The 17,432-nt window shown below is 35.4% G+C and carries 4 protein-coding genes and 1 pseudogene; 4 read left to right on the top strand and 1 reads right to left on the bottom strand.

Annotated elements, in window-relative coordinates:
- The first annotated feature begins 6 nt into the window (after nt 1-6).
- The 4 genes from ACNQGB_RS15545 (at nt 7) to ACNQGB_RS15530 (ending at nt 16,966) form a co-directional block, all read left to right on the top strand.
- Nucleotides 7-8,049 (top strand): T9SS type A sorting domain-containing protein, encoded by an 8,043-nt coding sequence (locus ACNQGB_RS15545; RefSeq protein WP_417946033.1) that lies wholly within the window; start codon nt 7-9, stop codon nt 8,047-8,049.
- A gap of 96 nt (nt 8,050-8,145) precedes the next feature.
- Nucleotides 8,146-10,566: a TonB-dependent receptor gene (locus tag ACNQGB_RS15540; protein WP_417946035.1), complete on the top strand. Its 2,421-nt coding sequence runs from the start codon at nt 8,146-8,148 to the stop codon at nt 10,564-10,566.
- Nucleotides 10,532-16,495: an HNH endonuclease gene (locus tag ACNQGB_RS15535; protein ID WP_417946037.1), complete on the top strand. Its 5,964-nt coding sequence runs from the start codon at nt 10,532-10,534 to the stop codon at nt 16,493-16,495. Before ACNQGB_RS15540 ends, ACNQGB_RS15535 begins: the two co-directional genes overlap by 35 nt.
- Before the next feature lie 18 nt (nt 16,496-16,513).
- Nucleotides 16,514-16,966: an SMI1/KNR4 family protein gene (locus ACNQGB_RS15530; RefSeq protein ID WP_417946039.1), complete on the top strand. Its 453-nt coding sequence runs from the start codon at nt 16,514-16,516 to the stop codon at nt 16,964-16,966.
- 272 nt (nt 16,967-17,238) lie between these two features.
- Here ACNQGB_RS15530 and ACNQGB_RS15525 read toward each other — a convergent pair.
- Nucleotides 17,239-17,432 (bottom strand): annotated as a pseudogene (locus ACNQGB_RS15525) (REP-associated tyrosine transposase); the annotation flags it as partial.

Below are 17,432 nucleotides of genomic sequence, written 5' to 3'. Positions count from 1 at the left end.
CCTATTATGAAAAAATATTTACTCCTACTACTATTGTTTTTGATTAACTTTTGGGGATATTCACAAACACAAACACAAGCAACTGTAACAGAAATAGCTGTAGATGGTGCAAGAACTGTAACTTTTACAAATCCTGCTACTATTACCATCAATAATAAAATAACCGAAAACAACTCGAATTCATCTCCACCTAACGGAAAAATTAGTTTCTCCATCAGTGGTGGGAATAAAATAAGCGGTGATACTCCATATACTTTAACTTGGGAGAATCCATTGCCAAATAGCGCAACCATTTCAATTGATGCCAATGGAAATGTCATTCTTTCAAACCTTCCTAATGGAACTTATAGAGCAACAATAAAAGATGCCACCTGCACAGTAGGTGTAAGTGATTCCTTTGTTATTTATGATAAGTTAAATGTTAGTGTTGTTCAAAGCAACATAAAATGCTTTGGTGGCAATAACGGAAGTATTACTCTTACCATTAAAGGCGGTAGCGGAACTAATACTATACAATGGAACAATACAACCCTTACTGATTCCGAAAGAACAGGTTTACAAGCCGGAACCTATGAATACATCATTATTGATAAACAAGCGACTGGAAATATAGAAAGTGATAAGAACAATGGTTTACGCATTGAAAATGAAATTATAATTAAAACACCCCCCCAAGGTGTAAACGTTTCCCTAACAAAAGCTAGACAACCGTCACCTGGCAATAATGACGGTATTTTGCAGTTAGCGGTAAGTGGTGGCTACGGGAACTACTCTTCCTATTCTTGGAAAAAAGATGGACAACTAATGAATCCTCAACCAACACGAGACGTATTAGGTAGGGTATTTGGCTTAGGCGATGGTACTTACCAAGTAAGTGTTATCGATAAAGGCGTTGATACAGCAGAAGGATGTCTCGTTAACAGTAATGAAATTATATTAAAAGCATTAAATGTAAAAATTGCGACACCTCAGCCAATAAGCTGTCAAGGGGGCACAACAAACCTTACTGCTGCAGCCTCAGGTGGTGAAGGAACGATCAACTATGCTTGGTATAAGCTGATTGGTGATCAAGTGGTGGGAGATGAACTTTCAAAAAACAATTCTTTAAACAACATAAAAGCAGGTAACTATAAAGTTGTAGTAACAGATTCAAATAATACAGCATCGACTACAATCAACCTACCCGAATCTTCTAATCCTATTATAACGGCAAATACAGCAGCAACTAATGTAACATGCTTTGATGGTAGTGACGGATCCGCCTCTCTAGCAATTACAAACTACAATTCAAACAAGAAATATTCGTTTAAATGGTATAAAAAAACGGAACCCCTTGCGGAATTAAAGAGTAATATTACTACTGTAGCAAGTAGTTCAACACTTTCAGGCTTGACAAAAGGAGCGTATGAAGTAAAAGTTACAGATGGATTTTGCGAGACACCATTTGATGTTACAGTTGACTCCGCAAGTCCTATTGTAGTAAAAGAGGAGTTAGGTAGCTTTAAGAACCTACAATGTAATGGTGATACCAATGGTTCTATAAAAATTAGTGCTAACGGTGGCATAGGAAACTATACCTTTAAATGGGAAAAAAACAATGCCCCTATAACCGTGAATAATGACTTAAACCCAACAAATCTTAGTGCTGGAAACTATTCTGTCAAGGTCTATACCTCTACTGAATTAAATAATACTAATAATTGCTCCCAAGGAATAGAGAACATTATCATTAGCGAGCCAACTGAATTAAAATTCAAATCCAAAAAAACTGAAGTAAGTTGTAAAAATTCAAATGATGGAACGATACAATTAAATATCAGTGGGGGAACGTTTCAAACGGATAGTAATAATAAACCCATTTATACAATTTCATGCGAACCAATTGTTTCTAGTCCTAAACCATTAATTGATATTCCCAATCAAAAAATAACTGGGCTTTCAGCTGGCATTTGGAGGGTATCGGTTTTTGACGATAATAATTGTTCAACTGTAGTACAAGAAATTGAGATTAAGGAACCAAACGATCAATTTAGTTTTAGTGCCGCAGTAATTACAAACGTTAGTGGGTATGCGCTTACTAATGGGAGTATTACTGCGAAAAACATTGGTGGATGGGGAAATTATTTTTATCAATGGTATGAAGGAAGTACCGTAGATAACAGTAAATTGCTTTCCTCTGAAACAACTAACCAAATTAAAGACAAACCTGCTGGTAAATATACACTAATAGTTACTGATAAAAACAGTGATGGAGTGGGTTGTTCCTTAGCACCAATTCCTTTTGAAATAAAAGAACCAACCATTTTAAAACTGGATGTTGTTGCTAACAATACCCAATGTAATGCTGAATTAGGTTCGATTGCAGCGGTTGCTACGGGTGGTGCCGAGATAGCACAGCAACAAAATGAAAGAATATACACTTATGAACTATTTCATAACAATGTATCAAAACAAACAATTGTTGGAAACACCGCCAATTTCAATGGATTAGAAGTGGGTCAATATAAAGTAGTGGCAAAAGATTCAAAACAAAATGTTTCGACGGATGTAAACACTAAATATGGCAATGGAAGTATTATAACAATCGGTTATACGGAACTTACAGAACCTAAACCAATTGTAATTATAGAAGAAAAAGTAATCGGTGTAAAGAAACTACTGAATTGTTATGGCGATAATGATGGTATATTAAGCGTTGCTGTCTCAGGAGGAACTGCATTTACGACTGGCTCTCCCTATACTTACATTTGGAAAAAATACAATAGTGCTACAACTATATATGAACCCATAGGAACCAATGCACCAAAACAAAGTAATCTTTTGGTAGGGAAATATTCTGTTGAAGTTCGTGATGCTAATTATGATCCAATAAAACCATCTAGCTGTATTGCTATTTTAGACAATTTGCTTATTGATGAGCCCAAAAAACTTTCTTTTACAACAACACCAACCCCCGTTTCTTGCTTTGGTGGTTCTGATGGAAGCATTCAACTTATAATAACAGGAGGGACAAAAAGTACCGATCCTAATAATCCATACTCAATTACTAGCAGTGGTGGAACAATTGATACTAAAAACGGAATTATTTCTGGATTAGCAAAAGGCAGCTATATTGTAAAAGTGACGGATGCAAATGGTTGCCAAACTGCCCAACAAACTATTGAAATTTCAGCACCCGAAAAAGCTCTTTTTATTGCAAGTGAAATAAGTATTCCAACCACAGGTTTTGGTCTCGCTACAGGAAAAATAGAAATTAGCGTAGACGGCGGTACACCTATAGACCCAGGAAATGGAAGCACACCAACTTACAACTATGTATGGAAAAATAATGCTGGTAGTACAATTGGCACTAATAGTCCAACCCTAAGTAACATTGCTGCGGGTGAGTATTCTGTAGTGATTACTGATGCTAAGGGTTGCGAATTGCCTAAAACATTTACTGTCTTACAACCAACAAAACCTATAGTAAGTGAAACGCATCTACAAGCAAAATGCAATGGATTAACGGGATCTCTAGATGCAACTGCCACAGGTGGAGCAACATTTGAGCAAAAGCAATCTGAAAAAACATACACGTATAAATTAAAAAATAGAACAACAGGAATTACTGAATCTATTGTTGGAACTAAAGCTAAGTTTGAAAATATAGCAGACGGGGAGTATGAGCTAACCGCTACAGATGTGGCTGGAATAATTTCAAATACTATACCTGTTACTTTTAAGCAACCTGCTCCCATAGTAGTAAACTTAATTCAAAAAAATGTTTCTTGTTATAATGGAAATGACGGATCACTAGAAGCAGTTGTAATTGGCGGCACAGGTCCTTATACTTATATTTGGAAAAAAGAAACTGCAAGTATAGGAAGTAATACATCAAAAATTGAAAGCCTTTCTAAAGGTAATTACACACTTGAAATAAGAGATAGCAACTATAATTCTAATTTAACGGCTTATTGCGTTAATGTTGCAACTACATCAATCTCTGAACCTACAGATGAATTAGCAATTGAGTCATTTACTTCTACAGATGCTACAGGTTATCAAATTAACAATGGAAAAATTGAAGTAAATCCTAGCGGAGGAACACCAACTTATCAATACCAATGGTTTTTTAATGGTACCGTTATAAATAATCAGAGCAATAACAATCCTAGTAACTTAGCTCCGGGTGCATACAAAGTAATCATAACAGATGCAAATCTTATTTGTTCTATTGAAAAAACTTTCACCATTAATGAACCAAAACTTTTAGAATTTAAAGTTCTAATAACTAAAGTTTTATGTTTTGGTGAACAAAACGGTAGTATTAATGCCATAGCCACAGGTGGTGTAAAAGACAACAATGGTTTTTATACCTATACCCTTTTTGATAGGAATAAAAATGTATTAGAAAGCCAAAAAGCTTTAGAAGCAAAATTTGACACTAAATTTGCTGGCACCTATTACATTCAAGTAACTGATTTTAATTTAAATACTACTCCTTCAAATTTAAATGATTTAATACCTGTAGTTATTGAACAACCTAACAAGGCACTAACGTTAGTTGAAATCAAAAAGAATAATGCCACCTGTCCTAACGAAGCCGACGGTAGTATTATTTTTGAAACAAGTGGAGGTACACCAAATTACAAATACACTTTATTAAACGTAAATAAAAACACCTCATCTCAAGTTAATGATTCAGCTATTGAAAACTTATTAGCAGGAACCTACACCTTAACTGTAACAGATAGTAATGATTGTGTTCAAAGTAACACATTTACAATTACAGAACCGGAAGATTTTGGTTTTGATAAAGAAAAATTCACATTAACTAAACCAATTTTACCAGAAACAAACTGGTCGATTAATGTGGTAATGAAAGGTGGACAAAATGATTACAAATACAGTATTAAAAATAGTAGTGGAAATACACTTTTAGAAAAAGTAGTCTCGGACAAATCTCTATTGATCAATCAATTACCAACAGATATTTATACTGTAAGTGTCACTGATAATACAGGATGTACTAAAACAGAAATTATTGATTTAACTAATAATGTATTAGCAGCTTCAATTCAGCAAACCAAGCAAATCATATGCAATGGTGAGGGAGCAAATATTGAAGCACTCGTAACAGGCGGTCTAGGAATTAAAACCTATACATGGTATAAAAACAATGAAATTATACCACTAGAAAACGGAACAACTTTAACTAATTATGGCCCGGGTGAGTATAAGTTTAGTTGTATAGATACGGCTAAATTAGAAGTGATAAGTAATACGATCACTATTACTCAACCTGATGTAGTTGAAATTAAAAGTGTTTTGAAGACTAATTCCACTTGTAACGGAGCTAATGATGGTACTATTTCTATAAACGTTACGGGTGGTAGCGGCTCCTATTTGTATAGTTTAAATACTACTAATTGGACTGCGTTCTCTGCAAGTTCTACCGCAATTATTAATAATCTTCCAACGGGAGATTATACAATATATGTTAAAGACTCTAAGGGATGTAATGCAATAACAACAGCTCTAGCCAAGATAGAACAACCCTCTATCTTAACCATTTCTAAAATAAATACAAATAGTACTTCTGGTTTTGGACTAAGCAACGGAAGTATTGCTGTGGTTATAGATGGTGGTAACGGAAACTATGTGTATAAATGGTTTAATGAAAATAAAATTGACATCAACCAATCAACTAGTTCAGCAATAAATCTAGTAGCTGGTAAATATTATGTTGAAATCACCGATTCAAAAAATTGTAGTATTACGTCAGAATTAATAACGATTTCACAACCAGAAAAACTTACTACTCTTATTAATCCAATAAACCAAGTAATTTATTGTTATGGCGATAAAAGTATCCAATTAACAGCAACTGTTGCTGGAGGTGTGCCAAATTATAACTTTGAATGGTATGATAGTTCCAATTTTATGATAGGGACTAATCCTACGTCACCTTTTGTAGGTGCTGGAAATTATTATTTAAAAGTGATAGACAAAAACGGAAATACAGCTACCAGTACATCAGTAACAATCACAGAACCAGAATTGATTCTTACAAGTAATACAGTTGTTGATGTGAACTGTATTGGCGAAGAAAATGGAAGTGTAACATTAAAAGCGTCAGGAGGAAGCAATACTTTTGAATATCGTTTCAAACCAGAAAACGATAGTTATGGGAATTGGATCTCTTTTACTTCTAAAAACAGTACAATTCAAGAAGGGCTTAAAGCTGGAAAGTACACTTTTCAAATAAAAGACAAAAATGGAATTTTATGCAGCAATGTACCAAATTTAGAGGTTAGCATAGCGCAGCCCTTAGCTCCAATAAGTTTAGTCAATTCAAAAACAATTGTTACAGCTGCTTCAGGATTTGGTTTAGCTAACGGTTCTATTACTGTTGAAGCTAGTGGTGGAAACGGTAACTATGGCTACCAATGGTACAAAAACGGTTCAACAACAACTATTGACAATACTGCTACAGCCAACAATCTTGCAGCAGGAAAGTATTTTGTAAATGTGACAGACGCAAAAGGATGTAAGCTTACTTCCCTACTAATCGAAGTAACAGAACCTGCGCTTTTAATTACCTCAGCGGCAGTTCAAAATATCATTTTGTGCAATGGTGATGCCAACGGAAGTCTAAGACCTAACACTTTAGGAGGGTTCTTGAAACCAGGTGAAAACTATACCTACCAATGGTTTGCAGACGGAAATGCAACAGCATTAGCCACAACTACTATTCTGAATAACATCGGGAAAGGGTCGTATTATGTGATTGTAACGGATTCTAACGGCAATAAAGCGACCAGTAAAAGTATAACCATGACGGAACCAGATATTTTAAAAAACACATTATCTGCTGATTATACGTTGTGCGGGGATGCTAACGACTGGACCATTACAACGGCTCCAACAGGCGGGACAACTGCATACAATTACAGCTGGAACACTGGAGATAAAACCCCGAGCATACAAAATGTACCGCCAGGGAAGTATAGTGTTGTTATTACTGATAAAAATGGCTGTCGTGTAACCAATGAGATTACGATTACCGCTCCACAGCCAATTACAACAGCAGCTCAAATAAAAAAACCGACCTGCTTTGAAGGAGATGATGCTACCATTGTATTGACAACGGCAGGAGGAAAGGGCCCATACACCTATATATGGAGTACAGGAGCACAATCAAGCCAATTGAGTAATGCAAAGGCAGGTACTTATTCTGTAACAATTACGGATGTAAAAGGATGTGTTATTAAAGAAGAGTATAAAATTGAAAATCCTCCAAAGGACCTGTTAAATCTTGGTGAAGATGTGACGTTGTGTCTCGATCAAACCTTGACAATTAATGCTACTATTAATGATGATAAAGCCACGTATTTTTGGCAATCAGATAAAGGATTCACTAGTAATAAACCTATTGTAACCTTAAAAGAACCTGCAAATTATACCCTAACAATCACCAATAAATTAGGTTGTAAAGCTGTAGATATCATTACAATTAGTAGCCAAAATACTCCTATTAGCGCTGAATTTGCTATGTCGTCACAAGTGTTTACAAATGAGATTTTTACTATTATTGATATCAGTAATCCCCGACCAGACAGTATAGAATGGATTTTACCAGCGGAAGCAATAGTCAAAACAAAGAATAAAGACTTCGCTGAAATAAGCTTTCCAAAAACGGGAGAATACCAAATAACCATGACGAGCAAAAAAGGAAATTGTACTGCTTTTCAAACTAAGAATGTACTTATAATAGACGGAGAATACAAAGATCCAGAAAGCACGGATACTATGAAAAATTTTGATTTGAAAATCTATCCAAACCCATCGAATGGTATTTTTACAGTTGATGTAACCTTAGATAAAGTAATGCCAGCTACTGTTAAAATATTCAGTTTAATAAACAATAGCATTATTGCTTCAAAATCAGAAACCGGCAAACAAACGTATATTTTTGATTTTAATTTGAATGGCATGATACCAGGAGTCTATTTCATTCTTATTGAATCTCAGCAGGGAAGTAAATTGAGAAAAATAATTATTCAATAGCCTACGAAATTTATAAATAATAAAAAGACCTTATTTATTAAAGTCTTACCGAATAAAATAATGAACTTGAATCGAATTATAATAGTACTACTTTTTTTGAAAAGCGCAGTAAGTTTTGGTCAAAACTTTAATATTGAGCAAGTAGGTAAAAGCAAATTAATAAACGTAAGCGGAGGAGCATCAGCAAGTAGTATTTTTTACGCTGGTAGTGCTACCCGTGATCCCTTTAATTATTTTCTAAATGGTAATATCAATCTAAATATTGCGGGCTTATACAATTTGCCGTTTTCTTTCTCGTATACCAATCAAAAATTAGGGTATGGGAAACCTGTGCTAATGAATCGATTAAGCATTCATCCATCATATAAATGGATTACGGCACATATAGGAGATGCCAGTATGAGTTTTTCTCCGTATACTTTAAGTGGACATCAGTTCACAGGGTTTGGTGTTGATTTGACCCCACAAGGAAAGTTCAAAATCAGTGCCATGTACGGACGATTATTACGAAGCAATGAGTACAACAGCAACCTCCCGGATCTACTTCCTACCTACAAAAGATTTGGTTACGGATTTAAAACGCAATATGCTTTAGAAAAAGTAAACATTGGATTTACATTTTTTAAAGCAAAAGACCAAGTTAATTCCATTAATCCATTGTTTCCATTTGAATTAGGAGTTACACCAAAAGAGAACACAGCCATAAGTTTAGAAACAGCATTTAAACTCCTTAAAAAAGTACAAATTACTACTGAAGTTGCCACCAGTAGTGTCACCGAAGACATCAGAGAAAAAACAGGAGCTACAAGAAAAATTAATGCCTCATTATTTTTAAACCCTAATTCAACAACCGCAAATTATAATGCTTTTAGAGGACAACTAGCCTACCCAGCTGGTAACGGAACCTTAGGGTTAGGATATGAGCGTATCGATCCAAATTACAGAACCCTAGGAGGTTATTTTTTTAACAATGATTTAGAAAACATAACTGTAAATGCTACACAAACCGTATTAAAAAACAAAGTAAACCTTGCCATGAATTTTGGGTTACAAAAAGACAATTTAGACAAACAAAAACAAAGTCAGATGAAACGATTGGTATCATCTGTGACTGCTGATGTTAAGGTAAATCAGAAATTAAACTTAAACGCTAATTACTCCAATTTTCAGTCTTTTACTAATAGTCGCAATCAATTTGACTTTATTAATCAAACTTCCAACTTTGAGAACCTCGATACCCTTAATTTTCGACAAGTCAATAAAAGCGCCTCATTGTCTGTAAATTATTTATTAAAAAATACAAAGAAAATTAAACACACCTTTAATGCTAATTTTAGCATGCAAGACGCCATAAATCAACAACAAGGAAAAACCATTGCTGGTGGCGCAACAACGTATTACAATAACGCTATTTCCTATTTAGTGGGACTCCCTCAAAGGGCTTTAAATCTTACTGCATCTGTAAATAATACACTAGGAATAACAGATAATGGTAGAAGCTTGATACTAGGACCAACACTTGCAGCAAACAAACTTTTTTTTGATAAAAAACTAAATACATCGGCCGCAATAAGCTACAATACAAGCAGTAATAATGGCATGAAACAAAATGACGTCTTTAATTTTAGACTCAATGGATCTTATATTTATAAAGAAAAACACAATTTTAGTTTCAATGCTATTTCCCTGTTTAACAATACTAAAACAGCTCAAAACAAAGATATTACGGCCACATTATCTTATTCCTATTCTTTTGATAAAATTAAACTGAAACCTACTAAAACAGCCGAAACGAAAGAGCAAAAAGACAGTGTTTCTGCTAAGCCAGCTATAAGGATTCTTTATAAAGGCCAAACGTATCAAGGCAATAGATCCGAAATTACAGAGCAATTGGCTACTAAACAGCCCGATACAGCTCTTTTATCTAATGCGGACCAATCTAATTTAAAACAATTATTCTCAGCTATAAATCAAGCTGAGACGGATAAAGAGTTTAAAAACAAAGTCTTAGATTATTTAATGGCGCAAGATATGAGCACTAAAAACAGTGTTAAGTATGAGGAGTACTTAATGCAAGCGTATACAAAGCTGGAAAACGATATGAAAAACAAGGATGAAAGCCTTGAAAAAGAATACCTGTCTCTAGTGGGTCGAATAAACATGCACCCATTTCACGACAAAAAAGAGGAAGAAATAAGCAATAAAAACGGGTATAAATCTTATGTAGTACTGCTTAAAAAAAGTGAACAAAATAAAAACAAATTAGTAAGACACCGCTGGATGTACAACGAAATTTCATTGGCCGCAAAAACAAAACCTAATGCTATTCAAGAAAACAAGTATGTCTCAGTTTTTAGTTCTCAAATAATAGATAGTACACTTGAATTGATAAAAAATAAAAAAACATCCGAAGAAATCATAAGTGCCATTGAAATGAAACTAATTCCTTTTTACCATGATTTAGCTTCAAAAAATACAAGTAATGATGATGTTAACATTAAATACCTTCAGAAATAAAATGGGCAAAAAAAATTACATCTCACGTACTGAAAACAAACCCTGCATAGACAACCAATACACCAATAAAATGCTAAAAAAATACACCTGCTTTTTTATCTTTTTACTTTTGCTAGTAGGAATTACGGGCTTTTCACAAACCTTTCCAGTTACTATAAGCACCCAGATCAATCAACCTTCGCCAATTTATTGGAGCAATTATGCTGATGCTACCACCAGCAATAGCCCCATAAAAATGCAAATTGTGCTGAACGACTTAACAATTGCACGAAGACAAGTACGCTTAAAATGCTATTGGCAAGGCAACGGAATCTCATTTATGAATAATGACTTTGTGGTAGGTGCCCAACCACTTTTCCTAGAAGGTGGTGTACCATTGCAATTGACCAATGTGAACTTAGCGCCCTATTTTGAGTTTCAAAACATAGTGGGGATAACACCAAATCAATATGCACAAGCTATGCCCGAGGGTATTTATACCTTAGCGGTAGAAGTGTATGATGTAGCTACCGGACAAAAACTATCCAGAAAAAGTACTGTAACGGTTATTATTTTCCAGAACGAGTCACCGTTACTCAATTTGCCTTTGAACCAAGTTAGCATCATTCAGCAAAACATCCAAAACATTCTTTTTAGCTGGACACCTAGACAAATCAATGTGAGCAATGTAGAATATCAGTTTGATTTGATTGAAATTTGGGATCAATACACTCCAGTTCAAAACGCTTTTGCTTACTCTAAACCTATTTATACCACCACCACTAAAGCTACCACGCTGCAATATGGTGTGGCAGAACCGCAATTGATTATCGGTAAACGCTACGCATGGCGCATAAAAGCCAAAGCGCTTGTGGGCGCCGAAGAGATTGGAGTATTCAAGAACAATGGTTATAGCGAAATCTTTGCTTTTACGTATGAAGTATATTGCACGCCACCTTTACTAATATCCACTGAAGGTGTAAGCCAAGACCAAGCCAAAATAACGTGGAGCGGCGCCCTTGATAATTTTGATTACCAAGTAAACTACCGCGAAAAAAATGCCGACTCACAATGGTATCCTCTTGAAACCCCGCGCGAGTATGCCACTTTAGCCAATTTAAAACCAAACACCACCTATGAATATACCGTAGGAGCCTCTTGCGAAAAAGGGAAATACATACACAGCAGCATACAAGAATTTACCACCTTGGCTCAAGACGAAATTGCCCTTGTAACCTGCGGTATTATACCAGATCCAGTTGATTTAAGTAACCTAAGTCCGTTAGACAATTTGGTCCCAAATGATGTGATCAAAGCGGGTGATTTCCCTATTGTAGTGATTGAAGCCACAGGTGGTAACGGCAGATTTAGCGGTGAGGGCTATGTAACACTACCGCTCTTAGAAAGATATAGAAAACTAATTGACGCTGCAGATAACCTTGGAGAAATTCCAAAAAAAGCTGCAGGTATCGTAACAGATGCTGCCACAGTAGCTACTGCACTTGCAAACCACGGTGCAACCCAAGTTAATAATGTAGTAACTAAAGTAGAACACATAACGGGTCAAACAATAAATGACCCCACGAAAGCGGTTACAGATCAAATTAAAAGCACTGCAGCATTAGTAAGTGACAAGGCTAATGCTCTAGCGGGAATGGTACCGGATTATTCCACAAATATAGGAAAGTATACCCGCATCGCCGTTAGCTTTAGTGATATTGGTGTAAACACTGATTTTAAACTCATATCGGGCTCCATTATAGCAAGTTATGACCCCGAGTGGAAAAGTATGATTGATCTTGACCCTGCATTTAACGAAGTTTTTGGAGATGCGGGCAACGTAGTCAATTATGAAATTGATTTTATCATTGAAACCGTTATAAAAAATCAAGACGGCACCATAACAATTACTAGTACCACAGGAGTAGTTACTGTACTAGATAAAACAGTTAATGATATTGTTATTACTGATAAAGATGGTACACAATATACAATTCCTGCCAATGCTCCAGCTGGACCTATAAAACCATCAGGACAATTGGCGCCCGGCGGAGTTCCTACGGCTGCAAACACAAATGGTATGGGTGCAGGCGGTGTTGTAAAACAAATTTCTTCAACAGATGTGAGCGTTGTTTTCACAAAAGGCGACGGAAAATATGCTTTTGATACAGCACCTACCACACAAAATGGTAAACTAAGCAAAAGCTACAAATCAATTCCTCAAAAGAGCGGTGGCACGTATAGCATTCCTTTCAAAGCCATTTCTAATAGTCTAGACTCCACAGATGTTATTATAGCCACGGTAGATTTTAAAAACGGAAAAACGAAAGATGATATCGTATTCAAAACCCAAAATGGTACTTTAATAAAAAGTAATTGGAACGAAAATACAGCTATTTTAAAACTAAAACGTACTTTAGACTACGCCAAAGAAACCGTTATTGCGGCAGTAAGACCTACACCTGCTGTACAGCAAAATACTACCGGCAGTGCACAACCAGCAGCTGCTACCACAGTCAAACCCACGGATAGCAAAAACAGTCCTAAATACGACATAGCTGGTACTTTTAATTTATGGCATTTAACCCATAAAAAAGTTAATGTAACTTTAGTAAGCGTTAATGGAGCTGCAATACCAGAAGATGCAGCCAGTACGCTAAATCAAATTTATGAACCTACAGGAATAACGTTTAATGTCAATACTATCCCCGTTTTCTTAAACCAATTTTGGGAAGATACAATTGAAACGGGCAACAGTGACTTATTGAACACCTACACCGCTGAACAACAAGCCATAACCATGGCTTTAAAAACGGAGCTCGGCGCAGAGTACGCCACTGATACCTACTACATGCTCTACACTAAGGAAGGAACAGTAAAGAAGGATGCAGGGTTTATGCCCTTGAAACGACAATTTGGTTTTGTATTTGATGGTAGAAATAAAACACTCGCGCATGAGTTGGGTCATGGTGTATTTGGGCTACAACATCCTTTTAAACAATATGGAACTTCTAAAGGGAGCACAGATCTACTTATGGATTATGGTGATGGTACTACACTCAATCATAATGATTGGGAAATCACGCACGCACCAGGATTGCAGTTGTATCAGTTTACTCAAGGAAGTAGTGCGGGGGCTCAGATTGCAGAAGGATTTAACTATATAATGCCAAATCATAAATCATTTAGGTTTCAAACAAATGATGGTAAAAAGGATTCAGATATAATAAACGTTAATCACATCAATAATGGAGGTCATCCAAATGGTACTTTATATGCATTTACCATAAATGGAAAAGAATATGAATTTGGGTTTGATTCTAAAAAAACTACCGAAGCATTTTATGAAAAAGGTTCTGATATTGCTTATACTAATGCCTTTAGTAAAATTTTTGAGGAACAAAGCTATAGATTGTTAATTCAACAAGCTGCAAACTCTTGTAATTACTATCTAGCTATAAGAAAAAAACCTAATTTATTAAATCCTGTTTTAACAATTCTTCCTGCTGAAGTACCAAAAACAGCCAGTAATTGCAGTAAAATATTGCTAAATGAAGTAGCAGTAAACGGAGGCACCATAGATTGTAGTCTAATTGCAGAAATAAAAATAGACAACCCTGGTTCTATTGCTTTTAGAGTAAATAGAGCCGTAAAAGAATGTCTAGAAGCAATAAAAACATCCGAAAGAGTGTCTATGATTAATGCTTTGCTTCCCTATCTTGGAAATATAGAAGACGCAAAAAGCAAAACTGCTTTAGAGGCAATGAACAGGGAAATAGGCGATACTAAAAACTTCGTTTCAAATGTTTTTAATGCAGGAGATCAATATGATGTAGGAAGAGCCATTGCTCAACTAACAAGTACCGGTGTAGAAAATAATGACTTTCAAAGAGAGATTATCAATATTGTCAAAAAGAATAATTACGCGTTATTAATAAAAATGCTTGGTGAATGTGACTTTGACGAAGTTACACATCCATTTATAGACGAAGTAAGTATTGCCTTTATGGCAAATCCAAATGTAGCTAATACCACAAGAGCGCTAGAAGTTTTAGGTGAAACACTCCGTTACCCTTCTTCTCTCATGCCGTATATCATTGGGCTAAAACCTAATGAGTCTATCACAAGTGATAAAGACCAGTTGAATGCACAATATACAGTACTCAGCAAATTGCCAATAACATTTAATTCAAACGGAACAATTAATCTTAAAGAGTCATACTCTGAATATTTTAAAGGCAAAGGGATTGATGATATGACCTTTCCGTCTCTTTATGATAATCCCACAGCAGATCCATTTGAAGCTACTATTTTCTTGATAGGTATTGATAATAACGAATTAGGCTTACAGAAAGACAAGGTTATTGTAATGCCAGCAATATGGGGATTTTGTATAGAAAAAGCAATAGCAGAGCATAAAAAAGCCCGTATTTGGCGCCATGTTGGTAATGGTGCTGCGGTAATAGGTGCAATAGTCGCTGCGGTACCATCAGGAGGGACAAGTGTAGTTGCTGCAATAGCTATATTAGGTGGCGAAGCAGCGGTTCTTGACGAATTGATGATGATGTCTAAGGATGATGTCACCTTTGAACAATATCAAAGAAATAAAGAATTATATGAAAAATGGGATCTAGTCTATAACAGCATAATGATGGTAGATGGACTAGTAAACGCTCCAGAGCTTGCAAAAACATTAGGCGGACTTGTGCAGAGAATGCGAAGCATATCGTATCTTAAAAGTACAGGCAAATTTTTGAAGCCTGAATTTGTTACTTCTTTAAAATTAGCGCTACAAGATATTGGTAAATATAAAAATATTGCAGCCATCAAGCTTGGAATAAAAAACACCATAAACTACACAAAATTTGCTTTTAAAAGCACGGATAATTATTTAGACATTATTATTCATGCAAAGGGTAATAAATTTTATGTAGTTGTTGAAGGTGTAGTACAAGAAAAAAGCAGTAAAGAAATAATTAGCATCCTAGACAATGCACCTACTGGCAAGACAGCAAGATTATTGTCCTGTAACGATGAAGCAGCAGCAATAGCCCTCTCAATTGAAACAAAAAAACCATTTTATGCCAGTGATGGTTGGGTAGAAATAAATAAAAACGGTGATGTTTTTTCTGAAAAAGATTTTTATCTTTACAACAGAGGTACTAAAGGAGCAAAAGGTAGTAATTATACTAAAGGCAATGCTCCTGAAGGAGTCGAATATTTAAGACTTGGAGATGGTGTTAATGGGGCGGGGAGTCTCGTTCCAAATAGCTTAATTACAAAGCTTACACAACAAGGAGCAACTGAATTAAAGGCTTGGACAAGTGGCAAAAGTTTAAGTTTTGTTAATGAAGCAGGAACTGTTTTAACTGGTGCGAATGCAGAAGCGAAGATCTTCGTGAAATTAGAAACGTCAATTGGAAGTAAAGCAGTATTAAAAACTACCACTGATACCAATGGGAGATTATTGGTGCAAACAGAAAGAGGAACAAATTCAAACAGAGTTTTAAGTATTGAAATCAATAAGAATGGACAAGTTGTAGTAAAGGAATATGCACCATCATATAAACCAACTGCAAATACAGATATTGATGTTGATTTGAGTAAAGGAATGTTAGCTCCGGATTATACTACCAAAGGAGGTAAATACCTATATCCTAAAAATTCCCTACAGTCAGGACAAAATAATGTTGTCGAAATTACCATGACTGGAGATATGGCAAAAGACTTTAAAGCTGCCAATGAAGCAGCAGGATTTTCGAGCTTTGGATATAAAGCTCCTAAATTAGGAGAGGTTCAATTTACTTGGCATCATTTAGATGATTTTAATCCTATAACTGGTAAAGTTTCTGTACAATTAGTTGATCAGTCAGCTCATACAAAAGTAGTAGGAATGGGACATTCGGGTGGTGTAGCACAATATAAAACGTTTAATGGAAGTGGTTACTAATAAACAAAATGATATATAATGAGACATTTAACAATTGACAGTTCATTTATTCCAGTGAATAAAGATGAAATAGAGTATTTTGAACTAGCAAACAATATTGTTTTACCGAATTATTTAAAAGATTTTTTTGTGAAATATAATGGAGCATCAACTAAAGAGTACAAATACTATAATAAAGTTGATTATATTATAAATTCATTTCTTCCATTACTCAAAAATCGGAATGCTTCAGTTGAGTTAATTTTACCAGCAGTGCGAGACGAAGATGAGGGCATAGGAAGAAATGATTTAATACCATTTGCTACTGATCCTGGAGGTAGACCTTTCTATGTCTCAATTGGAAGTAATGATGAAGGAGTAATTTATTATGATTTAGTTGGTTTAGGAGATGATGAACCTTTACGTAAAATAGCTAATAGTTTTGAAGAATTTATAAATGGCTTGCATGAAGAAACTGCTAACGATTTATAGAACATTATACCCCGATAGCGCGGAATTGCATCCCGTGCCTACAATCAAAGTCAAATAATACAATTAAAAACAAAAAAGCAACAAGTAAAATTGTTGCTTTTTTTTTTTGAAATTTCCAGCTGGCGAAATGTCTCTCCAACTTTGCATACGATAGCGCGGAATTGCATTCCGTACCCACAATCAAAGTCAACCCCGATGGCTCGGATATGACGAGCATTCTCGATATTGATCGCGCGGAATTGCATTCCGTGCCCACACCGTGCATCAACAATCTAAAATAAGTCCAACATTACAACATCTAAATCATTGTCTAAGCCCGCATAATTTCTAGCAGAACTAAAATAATAATCCTCTAGTGAGCTAACTACTTTCTCTTTTACAGGATTGTTGTGTATATAATTCACTTTTTGTTTTATGAACCAATTGGTTTCAATTATTTCAGCGTGATAGCCGTCTTGCCACCCGA

This window comes from Flavobacterium frigidum (assembly GCF_048286795.2).
The sequence above is the reverse complement of the archived record's forward strand: the minus strand, read 5'-3'. Positions and strand labels throughout refer to the sequence as shown.

Coding starts and splice junctions, on each gene's coding strand:
- ACNQGB_RS15545 (WP_417946033.1), top strand. CDS start 7: ATGAAAAAATATTTACTCCTACTACTATTGTTTTTGATTAACTTTTGG.
- ACNQGB_RS15535 (WP_417946037.1), top strand. CDS start 10,532: ATGATGATGTTAACATTAAATACCTTCAGAAATAAAATGGGCAAAAAA.
- ACNQGB_RS15530 (WP_417946039.1), top strand. CDS start 16,514: ATGAGACATTTAACAATTGACAGTTCATTTATTCCAGTGAATAAAGAT.